The 23,943-nt window shown below is 63.4% G+C and carries 18 protein-coding genes; 8 read left to right on the top strand and 10 right to left on the bottom strand.

The window, feature by feature from the left end; all coding sequences use genetic code 11:
* On the top strand, nucleotides 1-345 hold a 345-nt coding region (locus ACIQ3Q_RS19810), incomplete at its 5' end, for a hypothetical protein (protein WP_396270931.1).
* Nucleotides 346-535: 190 nt separating this feature from the next.
* Nucleotides 536-976, top strand: coding sequence for a DUF5990 family protein (locus ACIQ3Q_RS19805; protein ID WP_396270930.1), 441 nt, complete (start codon nucleotides 536-538; stop codon nucleotides 974-976).
* Between the two features lie 400 nt (nucleotides 977-1,376).
* Here ACIQ3Q_RS19805 and ACIQ3Q_RS19800 read toward each other — a convergent pair whose 3' ends face one another.
* Together ACIQ3Q_RS19800 and polA are read right to left on the bottom strand one after the other, a co-directional pair.
* Nucleotides 1,377-2,267, bottom strand: coding sequence for a diguanylate cyclase domain-containing protein (locus ACIQ3Q_RS19800; protein WP_396270929.1), 891 nt, complete (start codon nucleotides 2,265-2,267; stop codon nucleotides 1,377-1,379).
* 183 nt (nucleotides 2,268-2,450) lie between these two features.
* Nucleotides 2,451-5,261: a DNA polymerase I gene (gene polA / locus ACIQ3Q_RS19795; RefSeq protein WP_396270928.1), complete on the bottom strand. Its 2,811-nt coding sequence runs from the start codon at nucleotides 5,259-5,261 to the stop codon at nucleotides 2,451-2,453.
* 52 nt (nucleotides 5,262-5,313) lie between these two features.
* On the opposite strand from polA, the gene ACIQ3Q_RS19790 reads away from it, so the two are divergent.
* The 3 genes from ACIQ3Q_RS19790 (at nucleotide 5,314) to ACIQ3Q_RS19780 (ending at nucleotide 7,557) form a co-directional block, all read left to right on the top strand.
* Nucleotides 5,314-5,631 (top strand): hypothetical protein, encoded by a 318-nt coding sequence (locus tag ACIQ3Q_RS19790; protein ID WP_396270927.1) that lies wholly within the window; start codon nucleotides 5,314-5,316, stop codon nucleotides 5,629-5,631.
* Nucleotides 5,632-5,753: 122 nt separating this feature from the next.
* Nucleotides 5,754-6,725 (top strand): homoserine kinase, encoded by a 972-nt coding sequence (locus tag ACIQ3Q_RS19785; protein ID WP_396270926.1) that lies wholly within the window; start codon nucleotides 5,754-5,756, stop codon nucleotides 6,723-6,725.
* Between the two features lie 37 nt (nucleotides 6,726-6,762).
* On the top strand, nucleotides 6,763-7,557 hold the full coding sequence (locus tag ACIQ3Q_RS19780; RefSeq protein WP_396270925.1) for a BPSS1780 family membrane protein: 795 nt from the start codon (nucleotides 6,763-6,765) through the stop codon (nucleotides 7,555-7,557).
* On the opposite strand, the gene ACIQ3Q_RS19775 is transcribed toward ACIQ3Q_RS19780, so the two are convergent.
* The 3 genes from ACIQ3Q_RS19775 to ACIQ3Q_RS19765 are packed head-to-tail and all read right to left on the bottom strand — an operon-like array spanning nucleotide 7,521 to nucleotide 14,135.
* A complete protein-coding gene (locus tag ACIQ3Q_RS19775; protein ID WP_396270924.1) occupies nucleotides 7,521-9,686 on the bottom strand; it encodes a diguanylate cyclase in 2,166 nt (721 codons plus the stop codon). The two genes, ACIQ3Q_RS19780 and ACIQ3Q_RS19775, sit on opposite strands and share 37 nt — an antisense overlap.
* The gene (locus ACIQ3Q_RS19770; RefSeq protein ID WP_396270923.1) at nucleotides 9,683-11,731 is read right to left on the bottom strand and encodes a diguanylate cyclase domain-containing protein; all 2,049 of its coding nucleotides are present in this window, start codon (nucleotides 11,729-11,731) and stop codon (nucleotides 9,683-9,685) included. Before ACIQ3Q_RS19770 ends, ACIQ3Q_RS19775 begins: the two co-directional genes overlap by 4 nt.
* A gap of 4 nt (nucleotides 11,732-11,735) precedes the next feature.
* On the bottom strand, nucleotides 11,736-14,135 hold the full coding sequence (locus tag ACIQ3Q_RS19765; protein ID WP_396270922.1) for a UvrD-helicase domain-containing protein: 2,400 nt from the start codon (nucleotides 14,133-14,135) through the stop codon (nucleotides 11,736-11,738).
* A 275-nt stretch (nucleotides 14,136-14,410) separates the two neighbouring features.
* On the opposite strand from ACIQ3Q_RS19765, the gene ACIQ3Q_RS19760 reads away from it, so the two are divergent.
* A complete protein-coding gene (locus ACIQ3Q_RS19760; RefSeq protein WP_396270921.1) occupies nucleotides 14,411-15,388 on the top strand; it encodes a GMP reductase in 978 nt (325 codons plus the stop codon).
* Between the two features lie 92 nt (nucleotides 15,389-15,480).
* Here ACIQ3Q_RS19760 and ACIQ3Q_RS19755 read toward each other — a convergent pair whose 3' ends face one another.
* Nucleotides 15,481-16,827: a S41 family peptidase gene (locus ACIQ3Q_RS19755; RefSeq protein WP_396270919.1), complete on the bottom strand. Its 1,347-nt coding sequence runs from the start codon at nucleotides 16,825-16,827 to the stop codon at nucleotides 15,481-15,483.
* 201 nt (nucleotides 16,828-17,028) lie between these two features.
* Between ACIQ3Q_RS19755 and ACIQ3Q_RS19750 the strand changes: the two genes are divergently transcribed.
* Nucleotides 17,029-19,902 (top strand): valine--tRNA ligase, encoded by a 2,874-nt coding sequence (locus ACIQ3Q_RS19750; RefSeq protein ID WP_396270918.1) that lies wholly within the window; start codon nucleotides 17,029-17,031, stop codon nucleotides 19,900-19,902.
* Nucleotides 19,903-19,993: 91 nt separating this feature from the next.
* The gene (galU, locus tag ACIQ3Q_RS19745; RefSeq protein WP_396270917.1) at nucleotides 19,994-20,866 is read left to right on the top strand and encodes a UTP--glucose-1-phosphate uridylyltransferase GalU; all 873 of its coding nucleotides are present in this window, start codon (nucleotides 19,994-19,996) and stop codon (nucleotides 20,864-20,866) included.
* Between the two features lie 59 nt (nucleotides 20,867-20,925).
* On the opposite strand, the gene ACIQ3Q_RS19740 is transcribed toward galU, so the two are convergent.
* From ACIQ3Q_RS19740 to ACIQ3Q_RS19725, 4 genes are all read right to left on the bottom strand, one after another.
* On the bottom strand, nucleotides 20,926-21,153 hold the full coding sequence (locus ACIQ3Q_RS19740) for a sulfurtransferase TusA family protein (protein WP_396270916.1): 228 nt from the start codon (nucleotides 21,151-21,153) through the stop codon (nucleotides 20,926-20,928).
* 29 nt (nucleotides 21,154-21,182) lie between these two features.
* Complete coding sequence (locus ACIQ3Q_RS19735) at nucleotides 21,183-21,719, bottom strand: NUDIX domain-containing protein (RefSeq protein ID WP_396270915.1); 537 nt, start codon at nucleotides 21,717-21,719, stop codon at nucleotides 21,183-21,185.
* A gap of 11 nt (nucleotides 21,720-21,730) precedes the next feature.
* On the bottom strand, nucleotides 21,731-22,636 hold the full coding sequence (gene cysM, locus ACIQ3Q_RS19730) for a cysteine synthase CysM (protein WP_396270914.1): 906 nt from the start codon (nucleotides 22,634-22,636) through the stop codon (nucleotides 21,731-21,733).
* A 73-nt stretch (nucleotides 22,637-22,709) separates the two neighbouring features.
* Nucleotides 22,710-23,708, bottom strand: a complete 999-nt coding sequence (locus ACIQ3Q_RS19725) for a trypsin-like serine peptidase (protein ID WP_396270913.1) — start codon at nucleotides 23,706-23,708, stop codon at nucleotides 22,710-22,712.
* Nucleotides 23,709-23,943 lie beyond the last annotated feature (235 nt).

The raw sequence follows: 23,943 nt of genomic DNA, 5'->3' as shown, positions 1-23,943 counted from the left end.
ACTCGCTCAGGACAGCTCTGGCCTGAAGTAGCGGCCAGCTTCGAATCGGCCAATGATCACATGAGACGTGACATCTACGGTCTGCTTCACGAAACCGAGACCCTTTACCAATCCCTTGAGGGGCGAGCGGAGTTGCGCTGTATTGAGCCTACTCTCGGGGTTGAACTCTCAGCGCAAACTTGTGGTCACATTCAAGTCAAGATATCCATCACGCCAGACCACATCAACGAGTCCCACAGCTACACGGACGGTTTCGATCAAACATACCTTCCGCCAATCATCACGGGCTGCAAAGCAATTCTCTCCAAGTTTCCCCTGAGAGAGTCGGAGGCACTCCAACGGTGAGCCCGAGGGCAAAACCATCTATCAGCACGGACTGGATCTATAAGACCGGGCCAGCCGGCTATGTAAATCATTGATGCTGTTTTAAGTCCTGTGACCTGTGTTTCAAGATGCCGTGGAAGATCGAGGACAGGTCTTGAGTATTCAGTCAACCCTCAGGACTCCGCCACCTCTGCAATCCAGCACCCCACTCATGGCCCCAACGACCAAGAAACTCCTACTCCGCCTCGTTTGCAGGTCAATGCCCGCAACCCCGGCTGAAGAAGGCGCACTGGACGTCGGCATTCAGGACAAGAAGCAGATCGTGCATGCCGGGCGGCCCGGCAAGAACGGTGAGATGCACTTTGAGTGTTCAGCCGAAGCGCTGGTCGATGACTTGAGCGGAGGCATCGATTTTCGCGGTCCGTTTGTCCACGGAACACCCCAAGCCCGCTTCCTTTACCTGAGCTGGAAACGCACAGGTGCTGCTGCCACACCTTGGTACTGGCGGGTGAAGATTCCGTTCGCCAGCATCGGTGCTGAGAACATTGTCGCGCTGCGAGAGGGCGAGTGGCTTGTCGCGGACATCACGGGTCGGCGCCCTCATGCGACCGAAGCCATTGTTTGGAAGCGCGTCGCAGGCCAGACAAAGTAGTGGGGCGTGTTGCAAATGCCGATAGCGAGCGGTCGCGTATCGCTCCGGCTGAAGTACACGCAAAGTCTGCCCCAAGACGAACCCCGTGCCACCACGCCACCCGCCCAGGCGCGGGGTAGGCCCGGGGGCGATTTGAGAGGTGCTGAGGCGCGCAGGGCAAGGGCGTGGCGCGTGTATTCACGCGCTTCAAGAACATACTCGCCGTCATTGTTTGACCGCAGCGACCGGGCAAAGCCTGGGAGCGGAGGGAGTTTGACGGCGCACGGCCTTGTCCGAGCACCGAAGGGAGTCGGCTTTAGCCGACCGCCTCTCCATGAGCCCTGGGGCCTACCCCGCGCCTGGGCCGGCAGGCCACCCTCTCAAAGAGCCGCTGAACTGGCAGTGCGGCCGTCAGACAAGCTCAATCGTCATTCGCCGCCGCATCCGCCGCCAGCAAGCGGCCGAGCTGGCCGACTGACGCCTGGGTGGCGGCATGGCGCAGCAGGGATTGCGCGTCGCGGCCGTGGGCGGGGTACTGGCCCACGCCAGCGCGGGCGGTAATGGGCACGGACTGGCCGCCGACCTGGAAGGGCTGCATCACGGTTTGCACCAGCTTTTGAGCGACGCGCTGGCCATCGTCTTCGGCGTCTATCCAGGCCAAGAGCACAGCGAACATGTCGCTGCCCAAGGAGGCGACCACGTCGCTGGCGCGCAGCGAGGCGCGCAGGCGCACGGCGGCTTTGCGGCGCAGCACGTTGGCGGCTTCAACACCGTAGGCCGACTCAACGGGGCGGAAGCCGTCGAGCTGCAGCACGATCAGGGCCATGGAGGCGGGCTCACGCTCACGCAGGGCCAGGAGATGGGTCATGTGCTCCATCAACTGGCTGTGGTTGGGCAGGCCGGTAGCCAGGTCGCTGCTCAGGGCGCGGCGGGCGATGTCGTCGGTGCGCTTGCGCTCAATGGCCAGGCGCAGCACACGGCCCAGCATCTCGGGGTTGACCTCGCGGGTGGAGATGACCTCGCGGATGCCCAACTGCATCAAGCGTTGGCACAAGGCCCAGGAGGGCTCTATGGACATGACCACCACGGTGGTGTCCAGCAAAGCACTGGGCAGCCCCGTCCAGGCGGCCAACACCTCGACGCCACCGATCAGGTTCAGGTCGATCAGCAGGGCGTGGTGGCTCTCTTGATGCAGTCGGGCAGACGCATCGTCCAAAGACGGGCAGGCTTGGGTCACAAACGGCCCGAAAGCCGAGGTGAACAAGTCCGGAGTCTTGGTGGAAAGGCAGAGAACCTGTAGCGGGCTGGACATGATGACAGACGGTGGCTGATTTTGTTTGTTGGCATCATGCCCAAGGGAGCTGACGCGCACCAGCGCGAAAACACCCAGAGCGACAACCCTAGAGTGTCAGGGTTGCGTCAGACATGACCATACGGTGGTGTATGCAGCAAGCTCTGTGCCCGCGCAAGCTGCAGCGCACCAGCAGCCGCTGCCTCAGTGCGCCTCGTCCCAGTTGTTGCCCACGCCCACTTCGGCCAGCAGCGGCACGCGCATCTGCGCCACACCGGCCATCAGTCGCGGAATGGCCTCGCGGGCCCAGTCCAGCTCGGCTTCGGGCACTTCCAGCACCAGTTCGTCATGCACCTGCATGACCATGCGGCTGGCGCGCTGCTCGGTGTCCAACGCGTTTTGCACGGCCACCATGGCCAGCTTGATCAAATCAGCCGCCGTGCCCTGCATCGGTGCATTGATGGCCTGGCGCTCCAGCGCGGCGAGCTTGGCGCCTTTGGCGTTCTGGATGTCGGGCAATACCAGCTTGCGGCCAAACACGGTTTCCACATGGCCTTGCTGTTTGGCGAGTTCGCGTGTTTCGTCCATGTAGCGTTTGACGCCTGCAAAACGCGCAAAGTAGCGGTCGATGTAGGATTTGGCGGCGGCGTTTTCGATACCGAGAGACTTAGCCAGGCCGAAGGTGCCCATGCCGTAGATCAAGCCGAAGTTGATGGTCTTGGCGTAGCGGCGCTGTTCGCTGCTGACCTCGGCCGGGTTGATACCAAACACCTCGGCTGCGGTAGCGCGGTGCACGTCCATGCCTTCGTGAAAGGCTTTGAGCAAGGCTTCGTCGCCGCTCAGGTGGGCCATGATGCGCAACTCGATTTGGCTGTAGTCGGCGCTGGCAATGAAGTGGCCCGGCGCGGCCACAAAGGCTTCGCGCACCTTGCGGCCATCGGCGGTGCGGATAGGAATGTTTTGCAGGTTGGGGTCGTTGCTGGACAGCCGCCCGGTGACCGCCACCGCCTGCGCGTAATGGGTGTGCACCCGGCCGGTGCGCGGCAGCGCCAGCTGGGCCAGCTTGTCGGTGTAAGTGCCTTTGAGTTTGCTCAGTGAGCGGTGCTCCAGCAGCTTGGCGGGCAGGGGATAGTCTTCGGCCAGTTTTTCCAGCACCTCTTCGTCGGTGCTGCGCGCGCCGGTGGCAGTTTTTTTGATGACCGGCATGCCCAGCTTGTCAAAAAAGATCTCGCCCAGCTGCTTGGGGCTGGCCAGGTTAAAGGGCTGGCCGGCGATGGCGTAGGCGTCTTGCTCCAGCTGCACGATGCGCTGGCCCAGTTCGTGACTTTGGGCGGCCAGGGTGGGTGCGTCGATCAGCACGCCGTTGCGCTCGATGCGGTAGAGCGCTTCGCTGCTGTCGATTTCGAGCTGGTAGATGAAGGCCAGCTTGGCGTTGGCTGCGATCTGCGGCCACAACACCTGGTGCACACACAGGGTTTGTTCGCTGTCTTCACAGGAATACTCGGCGGCCTTGTCGACCGCCACTTGGGCGAACGGGATTTGGTGCGCGCCCTTGCCACACAGGTCTTCGTAGCTGATGCCGCTGCGGCCCAGGTGGCGCTCGGCCAGGCTGGAGAGGCCGTGGGGCTTGTGCACTTCCAGCACATAGCTTTGCAGCATGGTGTCGTGCGCATAACCGCGCACCTCGATGCCGTGGTTGGCGAACACATGGCGGTCGTATTTGATGTGTTGGCCCAGCTTGGCCTTGGCCGGGTTTTCCAGCCAAGGTTTCAGTTTAGCCAGCACCTCGTCAAACGGCAGTTGCTCGGGCGCGTCCGGGCCTTCGTGTCGTAGCGGAATGTAGGCTGCCGCGCCGGGCGCCACGCTGAAAGAGATGCCCACGATCTGCGCCACCATCTCGTCGAGCGAGGTGGTTTCGGTATCGATGGCGGTGAGTTCTGCGGCCTCGATTTTGGCCAGCCAACGGTAGAAGGCGCCCCAGCTGAGGATGGTGTCGCAGGCCAGTGTGCTGGCGGGCGCGGGGGGCGCGGATGGGGCTTCGCTGAAGAGGTCGTGGGCGGGCTCGCCCCTCATCCCAGGTCTCTCCCCAGCGGGGAGAGGGGGTGAAGCCCCGTCGCCGCCCAGCGCTTTGGCCAGTCCTTTGAAGCCATAGGTGTCGTAAAACGCGCGCAGAGGCGCGGTTTGTGGCTCTCCCAGGCGCACCGCGTCCAGCGCCGGCAGGCCGGGCACCCAGCCGTTCAAATCACAATCGGTTTTGATGGTCAGCAGCTGGCGGCCGGTGGGCAGCCAGTCCAGCGCCTTGCGCAGTTTCTCGCCCACGGCGCCTTTCACCTGATCCGCCTGGGCGATCAGGTGGTCGATCGATCCGTATTCCTGCAGCAGCTTCACCGCTGTTTTGGGGCCCACACCCTGCACGCCAGGCACGTTGTCCACTGTGTCGCCAACCAGCATTTGATAGTCCAGCATCAGGCACGCGGGCACACCAAATTCGGCCTCCACCCCGGCCAGGTCGCGCACCTTGCCGCTCATGGTGTCGATGATGGTGATGCGCTCATTCACCAACTGCGCCAGGTCTTTGTCGCCGCTGGACACAATCACGTTCATGCCTTGATTGGCGGCGGCCACCGCCAGAGTGCCAATCACGTCGTCGGCCTCCACCCCGGGAACGTCCAGCACCGGCCAGCCCATCAAGCGCACCACCTCGTGGATGGGCGCGATTTGGCTGCGCAAATCGTCGGGCATGGGGCTGCGCTGGGCTTTGTAGTCGGGGTAAATAGCGTCGCGAAAGGTCGGGCCTTTGGCGTCAAACACGCAGGCGGCGTAGACGGCCGGCTGGTCTTTGAGCAGCTTTTGCATCATATTGATCATGATGCGGATGGCACCGGTTTTTTGCACCGTGCCGTCGGGCAAGGTGATGCTCATGGCCTCACCGCCGGCAAAAAAGGCGCGGTAGAGGTAGCTGGAGCCATCCACCAGCAGCAGGGAGGCTTGATTGGGCAGTGCGGGGTCTTGCATGCAGCCATTGTGGCGCGGAGTAGGCAGTGTGGCCCCAGGTACACTTCGCGACATGCTCAAAATCAGCCTGCCCTCCGCCCTTGCTCTGGCACTTTCCTGCGCCGCAGTGCTGCCCGTGCTGGCGGCCGAGCCCACGCCCGCCGATTCCGGCGCGCGCGGCGGCGAGGCTGCGGTAGAGCGCAGCGTGATCGAGGACGATCAAAACCGCATTGAGTCGCTCAAGGTGCGTGGCCAGACGGTGCGCATCACCGTGCAGTCCAAGGTGCCAGGCGCCAGGGCCTATGACATCACCGTGCCTGACACCACCGGCCGAGCCGTGGAAGCCGACACTAAGTCGGGCAAGCGGGTCTGGTGGGCCCTGAACTTCTAATCGAGGACTGACGCAAATCAGGCATGGCGTCCTGGCTTCGGCTTGCCCCGCCTGCTTTGAGTAAGTCCCATCAACCTGTATCGGCTGCCTTGGCGGCAGCCTGCCTGACTTAACGATTTGCCATGGCCGTCTACACCGACGTTCAGCCCGAGGCCGCTGAGGCGCTGTTGACGCGCTTGGGGCTCGGGCCCCTGCACTCTTTGACGCCCATCGGCGCCGGGATTGAGAACACCAATTACTTTGTTCGCACCGCCACCGACGTGTGGGTGCTGACGCTGTTTGAGCGCCTCTCCACCGCCGAGTTGCCGTTTTATTTGCAGCTCATGCGTCATTTGGCTGACCGGGGCCTGCCCGTGCCTGCGCCAGTGGCAGGGCCTGAGGGCAGCTTGATCCACGAGGTCAGCGGCAAGCCCGCAGCGCTGGTGAACTGCTTGAAGGGCAAAGATGTGGTGGCGCCCACGCTTGGGCAGATCCGCCAGGCCGGTGCACTCTCAGCCCGCTTGCACATGGCGGCGACAGACGCCCCGCTGCGCCAGCCCAACCTCAGAGGGCCGCAGTGGCGCGAGCAGGCTGCGCAGGTAGTGGCCCCATATCTGCAAGGCGCGCAAGCCGTGCTGTTGCAAGAAGAGTTGGCCCACCAGCAACTGAGCTTGGCTTCAGCCGATGCGCAGCATGCCCCCCAAGGCGCGGTGCATGCGGACATGTTCCGCGACAACGTGCTGTTTGATGGCGAGTCGCTCAGCGGCGTGATCGACTTCTACTTCGCGGGCGTGGACCATTGGGTGTTCGACTTGGCCGTCACGCTGAACGACTGGTGCGTAGACCTGAGCACCGGCCACTTGGTGCCCGATGCGGCCCAAGCCCTGTGCGAAGGCTATGCCCAAACCCGTACGCAAGCGGGGCAGCCCGTGACAGCGGCAGAATGGCGGCTGTTGCCCGCCATGCGCCGCATGGCCGCGCTACGGTTCTGGCTCTCACGCTTGGCGGACTGGCACTTGCCACGGGCCGCCTCGCTGCTCACCCCCAAGGACCCGGCCCATTTGGAGCGCGTGCTGCAAGACTGCCGCGCCCAGCCATGGCGCCCTGCCCTTTGACGCCCCCCCTCACTTACCGAACACCAGACACACCATCATGGGACTCAGACTGTTGACGCCACCCGCCTCTGCCGGCGTGCAGTGGGTGCGAGAAGGCTTGGCCAATTTCTTCAAGCAACCCATGGGCTTTGCGAGCTTGTTCGTGATGTTCCTGTTGGCGGCTCAGTTGCTGGGCCTGATCCCGGTGGTGGGCAGCCCCCTGGCGCTGATGATGGTGCCGCTGTTGGGCCTGGCCTATATGTGCGCGGGCTTGCGCACGGCGCGCGGGCAACTGGTGCAGCCGCAGGTGTTTGCGGAGCCTTGGCGCCAAGGCCCACTGGTGCGCCGCAATCTGCTGCAGCTCTGCGCGATCTATATGCTGGCTTGTGTGCTGTCCATTTTGATGTGTGATGTGCTGGACGGCGGCGAGTTCAACCGTCAGTTGGGCCTGCTGTCCGACGCCATGGCCAAGTCTCAGGATATGGAACAGTTGGCTGTTTCGCCCGCGATTGCGCAAGGCATGCTCATGCGGCTGATCGCCACCACCTTGGTGGGCCTGCCCTTTTGGCATGCGCCGGCTCTGGTCTTGTGGGGCCAGCAAAGCGTGGCGCAGGCTTTGTTTTCCAGCACCATTGCCTTGTGGCGCGCCAAGGCCGCCTTCACCCTATTTGGCCTGGCCTGGGCCGGCGTGCTGGTGGGGGCCACGGCGGTTGTGGCGCTGCTGTCGGGCATCTTGGGCGGTGGGCTGACCATGTTGGCCGTGGTGCCCTTGGGCATTGCCATGATCGGGGCCTTCCAGGCCTCGCTCTACCCGACTTACCGTGACTGCTTTGGCGAGCCTGAATCCGCCTGATCCCGCGCTTGCACGGCCAGGGCGACCTGGCCACGGTTGAGGGCGGCTTCGAAGTCTTGCTCCACGGCGCTCAGCTCTGCGGCATCAGACACCGACAGCGCCGTCAAGCCGGCCGCGCAATCACGGCCCCGGCCTTTGGCCGAGTACAAGGCCATGTCGACCAAGTTCACGGCTTGCTCCCAGTCCAGGGCCACCATCTGCCTGGGCAGCGGAAAGCGCGCCCAGCCGAGTGAGGCCGTGACAGCCAACTGCCGACCGTCAGGCAGGGTCACGGGGCTATCCCCCACCACGGCCAGTAAGCGGCGCGCTTGGATGTCCAAGCTCTCGGCCGCCAAGCCAGGCACAAAGATCAAAAACTCTTCACCGCCCCAGCGGCAGACCAGGTCGTCGCTGCGCACGGTGCCGCCCAGGCGCCGAGACAGCTCCACCAGCACGGCGTCACCTGCAGCATGGCCGTACTCGTCGTTGATGCGCTTGAAGTGATCCACGTCAACCAGCAGCAGCCCGCCTTCAAAGCCCGCGCCGTGAGCCGCCGCCCCCAGCCCGCTGACATGCGCCCGCATGAACCCAGGTGCTGCGCCCGCAATGGCCGGCGCAGCCTGTACCGCCAAGACATCGCGAAAGTGCCGGCGATTCGCCAAGCCCGTCAGCGGATCACGTTCACTTTGGACCCGCAAAAACGCCTCGCTACGACGCAACTGCAGGTTGGCCTTGCGCGTGCGCTGCACCAGCACCACCACGCCTGCCAGTGCCGCCACCAACAAGCCGGCGGCCACCGCCCAGATGCGCTGCTGAAGGTGTTGGTTTTCCAGCCTCGCCGCCTTCACCGCGTTGTCGCGCTCCAGCAGCGCCAGCTCCTGCTGCTCGGCTTCAGTCCGGTAGCGAGCCCTCAGCTCTCTCAAGCTGGCCTCTCGATTGGCCTCGTGCATTTCTTCGCGCAAGGCCTGCTCGCGGTGGTAGAGCGCCAAAGCCGCGCGAGCATCGCCCCGCTGAGCCAGGGCGTCGGCATGCTCGCGCAGGCCTATGAGCATCGCCCCTTGCGCGCCACCTTCTCGCCACAGGGTCAGCGCAGACTCCAACTCTTGGGTGGCGGTACTCACCTGCCCCAAGGCCAAACGCGCCAAGCCACTGTTGTGAAGCAGTGGCGCCACGAAATGCAAGTCATTGAACCGCCGCACCACGGGCAGCGCCTCCAGCACCACTGCCAACGCTTCTTTGGGCTTGCCTTCCTGCAGATAGCTCGCGCTGAATTCCACCGCCATCTGCGCTTCCATGCGCGGCGAGCCAAACTGCTTGGCCAAGCGACGCGCCTCCTGCAGGGCCCACTGCGCCCCCTGGCTGTCACGTTGCGCGGTACGCAGCGCGGCCTGCTCAATGCGCAGCCACGCCAACGCATCCAGCGCATTGGCCTGCCGGGCCATCACTTCCGCCTGCTGCACATACCGCTGGCTGCGATCTGTTTCCGACAAGCGCTGGGACACCACGGCCAGCAGCGTGGCCGCGCGCACCTTGAGGCGCATATCGCCGGATCGCTCGGCCCAGCGCTCTGCGTCTTGGGCAAAGCCTTTGGCCTCCACCGAGACACCTTGTCTCAAGGCAGAGACACTGCGAATGTGCGCGGCGCGCCAACCCGAGCGGGCATCGCAAAAGATCGGCTGAGGCGTGCCCCCACAGGCCGACTCATAGCCGAGCGCAGCCTTCTGAGCAAAGTCGCTGGCCTGCGTAGATTGCGCCCGATAGGCATGCATCACCGCCTGCGCCAAGGCCCGATCGACGGCGGCCAGCCCCCCGGTTTCCGAGGCCAGGGCCTGCAGTTGCTGCAGCGCCTGCTCATGCGTGGCAGCATCCCCCACCGCAGCCGCCACCATGGCTCGGCTGTGCCACACCATGCGCCGCCACTGCGCCTGCGGAACACCACTCGGGGGCTGGGCCAGCGCGCTCTCCAGGGCTTGCTGGGCGCGCTCCGGCGCATCAAACCCATAGCTCTGCCACTCATAGGTCCAGCTCATCGCGTCGGCGGCGGTGGACGGTGAGGCCAATGCTGCGGGCTCAGGCCGCAGGGTCGCCGCTGCATCCAGGGCGGTCAGCAGGCAGCCCACCCAGATCACTGCAAGGCCCAACCCTCTCATGAGGTCTCCCCCAGCGGCGCAAGGCCAGCAGTCTCGGTCAGCGTCAAGCCGCCGCGCCGCCAAGCGCCTTCAAAGTCTTGCATCAAGGCCTGCAACTCAGCCGTGTTGTGGGCGGAGAGATGACGAATGCCACAGGCCCGATTGCGGCCCTGGGTTTTGGCCAGGTACATGGCCGCGTCCACCACATCCAGGGCCTGGTCCCATTGCAGCTCCAGAGGGCCGGGTGACAAGGGGAAGTCGGCATAACCGATAGAGGCGGTAACGGCCAGATGACGTTGCTCCACCATCACAGGCAAGGCCGCCAGCGACTGCAAGAGGCGCTGTGCCAGCAGGTCCGTTTGCTCGGGCGTGCTGGAGCGCACGAGGATCAAGAACTCTTCCCCACCCCAGCGATAGACGCGGTCGTTTTCTCGCAGCACTGCCTTGAGCCGCCGAGCCACCTCAATCAGCACCACATCGCCTGCAGCATGGCCGTAGGTGTCATTGATGTGTTTGAAGTGATCCAGGTCCAACAAGTAAAGCGTGCCGCGCGCCACCACACTGCTGGCCATCAGGGCTTGGCCGTAGCGCCGGTTGGCCAGGCCCGTCAAGGGGTCTTGCTCACCCTGGACTTTGAGCTTCTCGTTGTTGCTGCGCAGCGCCAGTTGCAAGCGGCGCATGCGGCCATAGAAGAACACCGCCAAGGCCAACAAAACCAAGGCCAAGGCCGAGACCAAGACCCACAGCCTGAACATCAGCGTTGAACGGGTCAGCGCCTCCTCCTTGAGATGGTTCTCGTCGGCCAGCAAAGCGCGGTCGCGATGCCGCCGCTCGGCATCAAAGCTTTCCTGCAACTCCAGCACCACGTGCAGACGGGCTTGGCGCGACACCTCGTCGGCAGAGTGTCGGTAGTCACGATAGGCCTCATAGGCGTCGGCCCACTGGCCGGTTTCCTCCAGCAGCCCCCCGAGTTCGAGCATGACCTCGGCGATCTCCACCACTTCGTTCGACCGACGATAGCCCTCCACCACGCTACGAATGACGGCGACGCCCTCAGTCTTGCGCTGCAGCCCGATCAGAGCAAAGCCCATATTGAGCTGGGCCAGGACTTCGGCCTCGCGGTAATGCGCCTGCTGGGCCAGGGGCAGCGCCCGCTCAGCGGTGCGCAGCGCCTGGGCGTAATCTTTGCGCTGCAAGTAGGCATCTGACAGATTGCCCGTGGCCAAGGCTTCATCGCGCACCGAGCCGCCGCGCTTGGCAAACGCGATGGCTTGCTGCAAGGCCTCCATTTCAGCCTTTTGGTCGCCTCTGGCCGTGGCCAAGATGGACTCGACCAGCAAGACCTCGGTCAGAGAACGCCAGTCGCCTCGCTGCGTGGCCAGTGCCCTTGCCTCGTCGTTGATGGACTGCGCACGCTCCAAGTGACCGGCGCGCCGATACGCATCGGCCATCACGCTGCGAAAGCTGATGGATGCCCAATGCAGGGGGGCCGCATCGGCCAAGCGCAGCGCCTCTTGGTGGCGGGCAATGGCCTGTTCCAAGTTGCCCAGGCTTTCCTTGAGTGCCGCGCTGGTATTGAGACAAGCCAAATGCACACCCAAGCGGCTGTCGGCATTCAGGGTGGGCAGCACATCATCGGCCAAGGTATCCAACTGACCCAAAGGTGTCTTGTTGCGGCTCAGCTCCGCGCGCAGGCAAGCGGCGGCTGCCCGCGCATCTTCGCGCGCGCGAGCGGGTGCGAGCCGCAGGCCACGCTGATCCAACTCCATGGCGTAGCGTTCCGCCTGTGCGACCTGCCCCAAGTCGTGTGAGACAGACCCCAGCACGCGCAAGAGATCAATTTGCTCCGGATCATCTGGGGCCATGCCCGCCCGCATCATCAGGAGCTTGTCACGGGCCAGGTCGGGTCTCGAACGCGCTTCGTCCTCAATGGCCAAGATGCGACTGAGCGGCGCGCTGTGTGCCACCAGCGGCCAGCAAGCCAGCAGCATCCACAGCGCCTTGCACACCGACATCGCCAGCCAGCCTCGGGCATGGATTTGGCGAGTGCAGTGGGCAGCAACCAAGGCCTCACTCCACGATGGTGAGCTTGGCCACACTCAAGGCCAGCCACTTGGGGCCATGGCGGCCAAAGTTGACTTGGGCGCGGGCCTCGGTGCCGCTGCCCTCCAGGGTCACGATCACCCCTTCGCCAAACTTGGTGTGGAAAACCGACATGCCCGCTTTGAAGCGCTGACCGCCCACCTCGGTGGGGCTGCGCGATGCCATGGGCGGCGGCGCGGGTGGTGGCGCGCGGAAGGGCTGCTGCCCCGCGCCCACCATGGACTGCAAGCCGCTGCCACGTTGCCAAGCCGCTTGGTAGTCTCGCGAGAAACCACTGCCAAAACCCTGGGTGCGCGGGGTCAGCCACTTCAGCGCGGTCTCGGGCAGCTCGTCAAAGAAGCGGCTCTTGATGTGATAGCGCGTCTGGCCATGCAGCATGCGGGTTTGGCTGAAGCTCAGGTACAGCCGCTGCCGAGCCCGGGTGATGGCCACGTACATCAGGCGGCGCTCTTCCTCCAGGCCATCGGGTTCGCTGGCCGAGTTCTCGTGCGGGAACAGGCCTTCTTCCAAGCCGGTGATGAAGACCGCGTCAAACTCCAGGCCCTTGGCCGAGTGCACGGTCATCAACTGAATGGCGTCTTGCCCGGCCTGGGCTTGGTTGTCGCCCGCTTCCAGCGCAGCATGCGTCAAGAAGGCGGCCAGCGGGCTCATGATTTCGCCCGTCTCCGCGTCGGGTGTCAGGTCCACCGCAGCCACTGCGCGTGGCAGGCCTTCAGCCATGCTGCCGGGGGCCAACTCATCGACCGGCAAGGCCACGGCGTCTTTGCCAAACCCTTCTTGGGTAACAAAGGCCTCGGCGGCGTTGACCAGTTCTTCCAAGTTCTCGATACGGTCGGCGCCTTCCTTCTCGGTGCGATAGAAGTCGACCAAGCCACTGCGCTGCAGCATGACCTCAATGATTTCGCGCAGCGTCAGGCCGCGGGTCTCATGGCGCAGGCTGTCGATCAGTAGGTTGAAGGCCACCAAGTTGCCGCCGCCCTTGCCGCCCACCGCGCCCACGCTTTGCCACAGGCTGCGGCCGCTGATGCGGGCAGCGTCTTGAAGTTGCTCCAACGTGCGCGCCCCAATGCCCCGGGTGGGGAAATTCACCACGCGCAGGTAACTGGTGTCGTCATTGCAGTTTTCGACCAGCCGCAAATAGGCCAGCGCATGCTTGACCTCGGCCCGCTCGAAGAAGCGCAGGCCGCCATAGACGCGATACGGAATACCAGCATTGAAGAGCGCCGACTCGATCACCCGCGACTGCGCATTGCTGCGGTAAAGGATGGCGATCTCGCGCCGCGCCATGCCTTGGCGGTGCAACTGCTGGGCTTCTTCGAGAATCCACTGCGCTTCGCTGTAGTCGCTGGCGGACTCTTGCACCCGCACAGGCTCACCCGGCCCGGCTTCGGTGCGCAGGTTTTTGCCCAGGCGTCGGCTGTTATGGCCAATCAGGTGGTTGGCGGCATCCAAGATGTTGCCGCAGGAGCGGTAATTGCGCTCCAGCTTGATGATGTGCTGGACGCGGAACTCGCGCTCGAAGTCGGCCATATTGCCCACCTGCGCACCGCGGAAGGCGTAGATGCTTTGGTCGTCATCGCCCACCGCCAGCACCGAGCACTGCGGCCCCGCAAACATCTTGAGCCAAGCGTATTGCAGCCGGTTGGTGTCTTGGAATTCGTCCACCAAGATGTGGCCAAAGCGGCGCTGGTAGTGCTCGCGCAGTGGGGCGTTGTCGCGCATCAGCTCATAGGTGCGCAGCATCAGCTCGGCAAAATCGACCACGCCCTCGCGCTGGCACTGGTCTTCATAGGCTTGGTAGATCTCCACCAGCTTCTGGGTCTGGCCATCATGGATGACCACATCGCCCGGGCGTTTGCCATCTTCTTTAGACCCCGCAATGAACCAACTCACCTGCTTGGGTACAAAGCGCTCTTCATCCAAGTTCATGCCCTTGATGACACGCTTGACGGCGGAGAGCTGATCGCTGGTGTCCAAGATCTGAAAGGCCTGCGGCAGACCCGCGACCTTCCAGTGGGCGCGCAAAAAGCGGTTGCACAAGCCGTGGAAGGTGCCAATCCACATGCCCCGCACGTTCACGGGCAGCATGGCCGAGAGGCGGGTCAGCATCTCTTTGGCGGCCTTGTTGGTGAAGGTCACCGCCATCACGCCGCCGGGCGACATCTGCCCCGTTTGCAGCAGCCAGGCGATACGGGTGGTGAGCACCCGGGTCTTGCCCGAGCCCGCGCCTGCGAGGATCAGGGCGGGCACATGCGGCAAGGTGACTGCTTGATATTGCTCGGGGTTCAAACCTCGCAACAAAGCGCCGGCGGGCACAGAGGGATTGTCAAAAAGAGGCGCTGGCGCCAAGGCGTGGTGGAACTCCATCGGCGGATTGTAGAGAGGGCGCCGGTGGCTTTGGCGCCACGGCTTGTGACAGGGTGCATACACCGCCCGCTGCGCCAAGCTCAGAGCCTGCGTACAATCGATCACCGGGCCCAAATTCTGGCGCTCGGTTTTTTATTTCCGTTGCCACTGGCTCGCAGTGGGCCGGAAAGCACTTGGCGCCCTGCCAGGTGAGCCGAGTCTCCAGGTCAAGCGCTCGCAGCCCTTTGTCGGCGCACTGCTATTCAACGCGCCGCATCCTCAATGGAGCCTGTGAGATGGAAATTTTTGACTATGACAACGTCCTGCTCTTGCCGCGCAAGTGCCGGGTAGAAAGCCGCGCCGAGTGCGACGCCAGCGTGGAGTTCGGCGGTCGCCGCTTCAAGCTGCCGGTGGTGCCCGCCAACATGAAGACGGTGCTGGACGAGCGCATTGCCGAGTTCTTGGCCGCCAATGGCTATTTCTACGTCATGCACCGCTTTGACCTGGACAACGTGGCCTTTGCCAAGCAGATGCGCGACAAGGGCTTGATGGTGTCCATCAGCTCCGGCGTCAAGCCTGCAGACCGGGAGGTCATCGACCGCTTGGCGGCCGAAGGCGTGGGGGCCGACTACATCACCATCGACATTGCCCATGGCCACGCCGAGAGCGTGCGCCAGATGATCGAGTACATCAAGGCCAAGCTGCCGCAGGCCTTCATCATCGCGGGCAATGTGGGCACGCCCGAGGGCGTGATCGACCTGGAGAACTGGGGCGCCGACGCCACCAAGGTGGGCATTGGCCCCGGCAAGGTGTGCATCACCCGCCTGAAGACGGGTTTTGGCACGGGCGGCTGGCAGCTCAGCGCGCTGAAGTGGTGTGCCCGCGTGGCCACCAAGCCCATCATTGCCGACGGCGGAATTCGCCACCATGGCGACATTGCCAAGAGCGTGCGTTTTGGCGCCGCCATGGTGATGGTGGGCTCACTCTTTGCGGGCCATGAAGAATCGCCGGGCTCCACCGTGGAGGTGGACGGCAAGCTCTACAAGGAGTACTACGGCTCGGCCAGCGACTTCAACAAGGGCGAGTACAAGCACGTGGAAGGCAAGCGCATTTTGGAGCCCGTCAAGGGCAAGCTGGCCGACACCCTGCGCGAGATGCAGGAAGACCTGCAAAGCTCCATCTCTTATGCGGGCGGGCGTGCCCTGCATGACCTGCGCCGGGTCAACTATGTGATCTTGGGCGGCGAGAACGCGGGCGAACACTTGCTGATGTAAACCCATGCCCTGCGCTCACCAGCGCTGGGCTATACCGCCATGAAAAAAGGGCCTGCAGTTGCAGGCCCTTTGCACGTGCATGCGGGAAAGGATCAGCGCGCCACCATGCCGCCAAAGCGGTCACCGGGCTCGCCCTGCCAGGACTTGAGCAGCTTGGACGATGCCGACTGCGGCTGAGCCCGGTCATTCGTCACCGGGCAGCCCAGGCCATCGGCATGGTTGGCGGCAGCCACCAGCAAGGGCTCGCTGACCGAGCCCAAAGGCTTGCTGAAGTCTTCGGCCACCGGGCAGGTAGCGGCAAAGCCATTGAAGTAGCGGCCCTCGTTGCGGGCGTTCACCGATTCAAAGTTCACCGTGCTGTAGGTGGTGCCACAACCATCGGCCTGGGGCAGGAAGCCCACCGGTTTGCCGCAGGTGGTGTCACCAATGGTGACCACGCTCACAAAGGGCGACAAGGCGCTGATCAACTGCTCACTGGCCGAACAGGTGCGTGAGCCGGTCAGCACGTAAACGCGCGTCAGGGCCAGCGCATTGGCGGGCGACTCAAAGCGGAAGTCTTGATTGGAGGACTGATGCCTGTCGTTGTAAAGCAAGCTGGCAAACACCGCGCCCGACGTGCGCTGCGCCGAGGTATAGGACGCAATCTTCTTGGCCGTATCGACCAAGCCGCCACCGTTGTAGCGCAGATCGATCATGACTTCAGAGATGCCGTCACGTTTGAACTGCGCAAAGGCCGCATCCAGCGGATTGATGGCTTGGCTGATCATGTCCTTGACCATCACGTAGCCCATCTTGCGCCCGCCCACAGAGATGACGGTGTTGGTGGTGGGCACCGGCACCAGGGCGTAGACGGCCGAGGTCACGTTGACATTGCGGCTGCCACTGGCAGAGCCCACCACCATATTGATGGCCTGCCCCGCAGCCGTGGCGCTGAGGGCCGCATACCGGCCATCAGCGATGAGCGCAGCAGCGGACACACCATTGATGCTCAAAATTTGGTCTCCCCGCGCCAAGCCCGCCACTGCGGCCGGAGAGCCGGGCTCCACGTAGCGGATGTAGAGCGGCAAGTCAGGGCGTCCGGTCACCTCACGGCCTGCCACCATCACCCCGTAGCCCATGGTCTGCCCCGCGCCGAAGAAGCGGTCGTAGTCGGCCGTCGGCGTGGAATAGCTCCAGCGGTCGGCGGGGAAGGCAGCATTGCCGCCTTGGTAAAGCTTGGCCTTGAAGTAGCTGTCGACGCTGGTGAAACCGACAGGACTCGGGTCTGGGCTGAGCGCGTACCAGTAGTACCAGTCGTTCATATAGCTGCGCAGCCAAACGTTCTGGTCGGGCACAGAGCAGCTCAAAGGCGGTGGCACAACAGCGCCGTCATCCCCGCCGCCGCAGGCTGTCAAGGCAGCAGTAGCGGCCAAGGTCAAGCCCATTGCCAGGCGGCGCACAGTGGGGGTCTGTAAAGCAGTCTGAGGAGCTCGCATCGTCTTTCTTCCTTTTCGGGGGCAGCCACACCAAAACAACGGTAACACGGCGGTCGCAGCACACAGCGTGACACCCTAGACCACCACCTACAATTGAGCAACTCCCTAACTCGGTTTGGCGTTGACCGTGGCTTGACGTAAAGCTAGGTAATGCCTGGATGTGCCATGACTGAACTCGCGAAATCCTTCGACCCCTCCCAACTTGAGCGCCATTGGGCCACGTTGTGGGAGCAAAGCGGCCTCTACCAGCCCACGCTGGACACCTCCAAGCCGTCTTTCTGCGTGCAATTGCCGCCACCCAATGTGACGGGCACGCTGCACATGGGCCACGCCTTCAACCAAACCATCATGGACTCGCTCACGCGCTATCACCGCATGAGTGGCTTCAACACGCTGTGGGTGCCGGGCACCGACCACGCGGGCATTGCGACCCAGATCGTGGTGGAGCGCCAGTTGCAAGAAAAGGGCATCAGCCGCTACGACATGGGCCCAACGCCCCAAGAAGCGCGCAAAAACTTTGTGGCCAAGGTCTGGGAGTGGAAGGAGCAAAGTGGCTCCACCATCACCGGCCAGATGCGCCGCATGGGCGCCTCGGTGAGTTGGGACCACGAGTACTTCACCATGGACGAGAAGCTCTCCACCGTGGTGACCGAGACCTTTGTGCGCCTCTACGAAGAAGGTCTGATCTACCGCGGCAAGCGCTTGGTGAGCTGGGACCCGATCCTGCAGTCCGCCGTCTCCGACCTGGAGGTCGAGAACGAAGAGGCCGACGGCTCGCTGTGGCACATCCGCTACCCTGTTGAGGGCAGCGCTGACTCTCTGGTGGTGGCCACCACACGGCCCGAAACCATGCTGGGCGATACCGCCGTGATGGTGCACCCTGAAGACGAGCGCTACACCCACCTGATCGGAAAGCAAGTGCGTCTGCCCATCACCGGCCGCCTGGTGCCGGTGATTGCCGACGACTATGTGGACAAGGCTTTTGGCACGGGCGTGGTCAAGGTGACACCCGCCCACGACCAGAACGACTACCAAGTCGGCCTGCGTCACGGCCTGCCCATGCTGACCATCTTCAACCTGCAAGCCAAGGTCAGCGCCCACGAGGCGACCGACATCCCGGCCGCTTACGTCGGCCTGGACCGCTTTGTGGCGCGCAAGCAGATCGTGGCTCAACTGGACGCTGAAGGCCTGTTGGTGGAGGTCAAGAAGCACAAGCTGATGGTGCCCAAGTGCGCGCGCACCGGGCAGATCATCGAGCCCATGCTGACCGACCAGTGGTTTGTGGCCATGACCAAGGCGGGCGCCAACGGCCAAAGCATTGCCGAAGAAGCCATCGAAGCGGTGGATTCCGGCGCGGTGAAGTTCGTGCCCGAGAACTGGGTCAACACCTACAACCAGTGGATGAAGAACATTCAGGACTGGTGCATCTCGCGCCAGCTCTGGTGGGGCCATCAGATCCCGGCGTGGCATGGCGAGAACGGCGAGGTCTTTGTGGCCCGCCATGAGGCGGATGCCCGTGCGCAGGCCAGTGCCGCAGGCTACACCGGCGCCCTGACGCGCGACCCAGACGTGCTGGACACCTGGTACTCCTCGGCCCTGGTGCCCTTCTCCACCTTGGGCTGGCCTGAGAAAACGATTGAGCAAGACCTGTTCTTGCCCAGCTCGGTGCTGGTGACCGGCCACGACATCATCTTCTTCTGGGTCGCCCGGATGATCATGATGACCAAGCACTTCACCGGCAAAGTGCCCTTCAAGGATGTCTACATCCACGGCCTGGTGCTGGACGCTCAGGGCCACAAGATGAGCAAGTCCGAGGGCAATGTGCTGGACCCGGTCGACCTGATCGACGGCATCGAGCTGGCCCCGCTGCTGGACAAGCGCGTGGTGGGCTTGCGCAAGCCCGAGACGGCACCCAAGGTGCGTAAGAACACCGAGAAGGAGTTCCCGGAAGGCATCCCCGCTTATGGGGCCGACGCCTTGCGCTTCACTTTTGCGGCCATGGCCACATTGGGCCGCACCGTCAACTTTGACTCCAAGCGCTGCGAGGGCTACCGCAACTTCTGCAACAAGCTCTGGAACGCCACCAAGTTCGCGCTGATGAATTGCGAGGGACAAGATTGCGGCCTGATGGAGCACACCAAGGAAGAGTGCGCGGTGGGCGGCAAGGCCCATGGCTATATGAGCTTCAGCCCCGCCGACCGCTGGATCGCCAGCGAACTGCAGCGGGTGGAGCAAGCCGTGCACCAAGGCTTTGCTGAGTACCGTCTCGACAATGTGGCCAACGCGATCTACCAGTTTGTGTGGGACGAGTACTGCGACTGGTACTTGGAAATTGCCAAGGTGCAGATCCAAACCGGCACCGAGGCCCAGCAACGCGCCACCCGCCGCACGCTGATCCGCACCCTAGAGACCGTGCTGCGCCTGTTGCACCCCATCGCCCCCTTCATCACGGCCGAGCTGTGGAACACCGTGGCTGTGGTGGCAGGCCGCAAGGCCGAGGGCGATGGCAGCACCGTGGCCGGGGCCCGCTACCCTCGACCTGAGCTGAGCAAGATCGACCCAGCGAGCGACGCCTGGGTGGCTCAGCTCAAGTCGCTGGTCGGCGTGTGCCGCGCCTTGCGCAGCGAAATGGGCCTCTCGCCCGCTGAGCGCGTGCCGCTGGTGGCCCATGGTGACGCCGAGTTTTTGACGGCGGCAGCCCCCTTGCTGAAGGCACTGGCCAAGCTCAGCGATGTGCAGGTCTTGAGCGACGAGGCCGAGTTTGCAGCCGCCACCGAGCTGGCCCCGGTGGCCGTGCACGGTCAGGCGCGCTTGGCGCTGAAGGTCGAGATTGATGTGGCCGCTGAGCGTGAGCGCATTGGCAAGGAGATCAAGCGCATTGAAGGCGAGGTCACCAAGGCCGAAGCCAAGCTGGGCAACGAGAGCTTTGTGGCCCGCGCCCCTGCTGCCGTGGTGGAGCAAGAGCGAGCCCGCTTGGCCGAATTCAGCCGCACTTTGGACGGTTTACGTGGCCAATTGAACAAATTGCCCGCTGCCTGATATTTGCGTTCGATCTGGCACAAGCTGCTGTCACACGCAGATGCCAGAATCGTCCTCGTTAAGCAGTTCAAAAATCCAAGGAGTGGAGTGCATGAAAGCCAAGATCAACAAGGCCATCTTCCCGGTGGCGGGCCTGGGCACCCGGTTTTTGCCGGCCACCAAGGCCCAGCCCAAAGAGATGTTGCCCGTGGTGGACAAACCGCTGATCCAGTACGCGGTCGAAGAGGCCTATGCCGCAGGCATCCGGCAAATGATTTTTGTGAATGGCCGCCACAAGCGCGCCATTGAAGACCATTTCGACACCGCCTTTGAGCTGGAAAACGAGCTTGAAGTGCAAAACAAGCGCGAGTTGTTGTCGCTGGTGCATTCCATCAAGCCTGACGACATGGAGTGCATCTACATCCGCCAACCTAAGGCCTTGGGCCTGGGCCACGCCGTGCTGTGCGGCCAATGCGTGGTGGTGAACGAGCCCTTTGCCGTGCTGTTGGCCGATGACCTGATGGTGGGCCAGCCGCCCGTGCTCAAGCAGATGGTGGATCAGTTTGAAGAGTGGCAAGCCTCGATCTTGGCCGTGCAAGAAGTGGCGGCCGAGCACACCAAGCGCTACGGCATTGTGGCGGGCACCTCGGTGAATGACCGCATGATGGACCTGACCCACATCGTTGAGAAGCCCGCCCCCGAGAATGCCCCTTCGCGCTTGGGTGTGGCTGGCCGCTACATCCTGACGCCCGGTGTGTTCCGCGAAATCGCCAACCAGCCCCGCGGTGTGGGTGGCGAGATTCAGCTCACCGACGGCATTGCCGCACTGATGCGCCGCGAGAAGGTGTTTGCCTACCAGTACGAAGGCAAGCGCTATGACTGCGGCAGCAAAGAAGGCTTTTTGGAGGCCAATGTGGAGTTGGCCTTGGCGCACCCGCAATTGGGGGCTTCGTTCAGGCAATACCTGAAGGGTTTGTCGCTCTGACGCTCACGCGCTGAGCGCACTTCAAAAGGGCTGCCAAGGGGCAGCCCTTTGTTATTGTTTCAGCGGCGGCGCAGATAGTGGACGAACTCTTCGCCCACGGTGTCTTGCTGGACCAAATCATTGCCGGTTTGGCGAGCAAAGGCCTGAAAGTCGCGCGCTGAGCCCGGGTCCGTGGCGATGACTTTCAGAATCTCACCACTCGTCATCTCAGCCAAAGCCTTTTTGGCCTTCAAGATGGGCAGGGGGCAATTCAGCCCGCGGGTGTCGATTTCCTTGTGCGCGTCCATGCGTGTCCTCTGATGGGTAAGCCCCGATTTTAGGCCTTGAATTCCATAAAGCGGGGCGTAATGCCTCGGCCCCTCAGCCAATCAGCCATGGCCAAGCCCGTGCCCGCCGGCCAGCAGATGATGTCTTCGGGCTTGAACAGCTTGTATTCGGCCAACTCGGGGGACAGCCTGATCTCCCCTCTCGCTTGCACATGGTAGGCGATGATGACCTGGTTCATGCGCAGGAACTCGTACACGCCGATGAGCTTGACGGACTCGGCCACCAGGGACGTTTCTTCCAGCACTTCACGCGCAATGCCGGCCTCGGGGCTTTCACCGGCCTCCATGAAGCCGGTGATGTGCGCAAACATGCGCCCTTGCCAAGCGGCGTTGCGCGCCAGCAGCACCAATCCGTCGCGGTCCACACACTCCACCACCGCCGCCAATACGGGCGTCGGGTTGTTCCAGTGCGTAAAGCCGCAAGCGGTGCAGCGCAGCCGGGTCTTGGGGCCGCCGTCTTCCTCGGCTTCGACCCAAGACAGTGGCGCCGCACACTGCGGGCAATAGGTGAAGCCGGGCGCGCTCATGGCTTGCTGGCTCAGGCCGGAAAGACGCCGGTGGACAGATAACGGTCGCCGCGATCGCACACCACAAACACAATGGTGGCGTTGCTGACCGTCTTGGCCACTTGCAAGGCAGCCCAGCACGCACCCGCCGCCGAAATGCCCACAAACAGGCCTTCCTCGGCGGCCATGCGGCGCGCCATATCCTCGGCGTCACTTTGACTCACATAGACCAACTCGTCCACCGCCTTGGGGTCAAAGATCTTGGGCAGATAGGCCTCTGGCCACTTGCGAATACCGGGGATGCGCGAGCCTTCTGAGGGCTGGGCCCCAATGATCCGCACGGTGTTGCTCTTTTCTTTGAGGTAACGCGAGACCCCGGTGATGGTGCCGGTGGTGCCCATGGCACTGACAAAGTGAGTGATCTGCCCGTCGGTATCGGTCCAGATTTCGGGCCCGGTGGTTTCGTAATGCACCAGTGGGTTGTCGGCGTTGGCAAATTGGTCGAGCACCCTGCCCTTGCCGTCGCGCTGCATTTGCTCGGCCAGGTCGCGCGCCAGCTCCATGCCGCCTGACTTGGGCGTCAGGATCAGCTCGGCGCCAAAGGCCTTCATGGTCTGGGCGCGCTCGATGGAGAGGTCCTCCGGCATGATCAAGACCATGCGGTAGCCCCGGATGGCCGCAGCCATGGCCAAGGCAATGCCGGTGTTGCCGGAGGTCGCTTCGATCAGCGTATCGCCGGGCTTGATCTCGCCACGCAGCTCGGCGCGGCGGATCATGTGAATCGCAGGCCGGTCTTTGACCGAGCCTGCGGGGTTATTGCCTTCGAGCTTGCCCAGGATGATGTTGCCGCGCTGGGCAATCTCAGCACCGGGCAGGCGTTGCAGCCGAACCAAGGGGGTGCGGCCGATAGCGTCTTCAAGCGTCAGGTAATGGGGCATGGCAGGTGAGCGAGGTGATGCCGGGTGATTATCACGGCACCGCCTCGTCCTTGCAGAACCCCGGAACAAAGCCTCAGGGCTGGTTGATCCAGGTCTGCAAGTTGTTGTTCACCGTTTGGGTGATGCGGGTACCACTGTTGTTGCCGCCAGAGGCTGCATACGCATGGATGGCAATGCCGCAATCACCCTGGCAAGTGCTGGGGCCTGTGCCATCCGCCTGCACCACGGGTGCGCCGCTTTGGCCGCCGGCTGTGTCAATCGGATAGCGCGTCTTGCGGGTCTCGGACACCGCGACAGTACCCGCGCCACCCCATTGCGTACCGCTGAGCTTGTCGCCAGGGTAACCGAAGATGCCAATCGGCACACCGACCTGTGATGCCGTTGTCCAGGCACGGCCCAACCAGCCTGTGGAATTGCCAATCGTGCAGTTCAAGCGCGCAGCACCGTAGTCGTATTCAGCATTGTTGCTGTTGGTCCAGCCCGCCACCGAGTGCAAGCGCGTGGCCGTGCAAGAGCCATAGGGCGAGAGGCCGCCGTTACGGGCGGGGTAAAACACCACGTTGGTGGACCACACCCCCGTGCTGCCGCCTGAATGCACGCAGTGCCCTGCGGTGGCCACCGTGTTGTTGCTGATGAGCCAAGCCGTGCAAGAGAAGCTCCCTGAGCCTTGGTTGAAGGTCAGCAAGCCCACCGCGCGGTAGGGGTAGCCCGACTCTTGCGGGTAGACACGGAAACGGCGGTCGGAGTTGATGACAGACTCTGGGTCCAGCGCTTCTGCAGTCGACGCGTAAGGCGCGATCTTGGGCTTGAAGGTGGCCGCAAACGCAGCTTGTTCCGCCGCAGTCAGGCGCGACGCTGGAAACTCCGCCTCGGCATCCAGTGCCACGCCACGCTTGGTGTGGCCTGCGAAGGCACCGCCAGGCACAGTGCTGGTCACCATGACCGAAGGCATAGAGCCATCGCTGGCGGTGGGCATGTTCTTGTTGTCGGCTTGTGCCGCAGAGGCCAGTCCCAATGCTGCGGTGGCCAAGGCCAGCGCAGTCAGACGGCGGGAAGTGAATGCTGATGACATGAGATCTCTCCTGTGTGTTTGAGGGTCTTGCCAGTGTTGGCGGGCGGATCATGGGTGCCACTCGGCCCTCTCGCAATGGGCTGGCGGCCCGCTCCCCCGCGTGTGCCAGGGAGGCACCCCCTAGCAGGCTGCTGAAATACCGACCGGTTGTGATGGTCGAGCGAGGCGCAGCGAGGACAATGTGAGCATCTCGATCTGAGAGAGACCTATGCGCGGCGCCGACACCTTCACCGAG

Source organism: Ideonella sp. (genome assembly GCF_044358605.1).
Classification (GTDB): domain Bacteria; phylum Pseudomonadota; class Gammaproteobacteria; order Burkholderiales; family Burkholderiaceae_C; genus Ideonella.
This window is presented reverse-complemented; position numbering and strand designations above follow the sequence as displayed.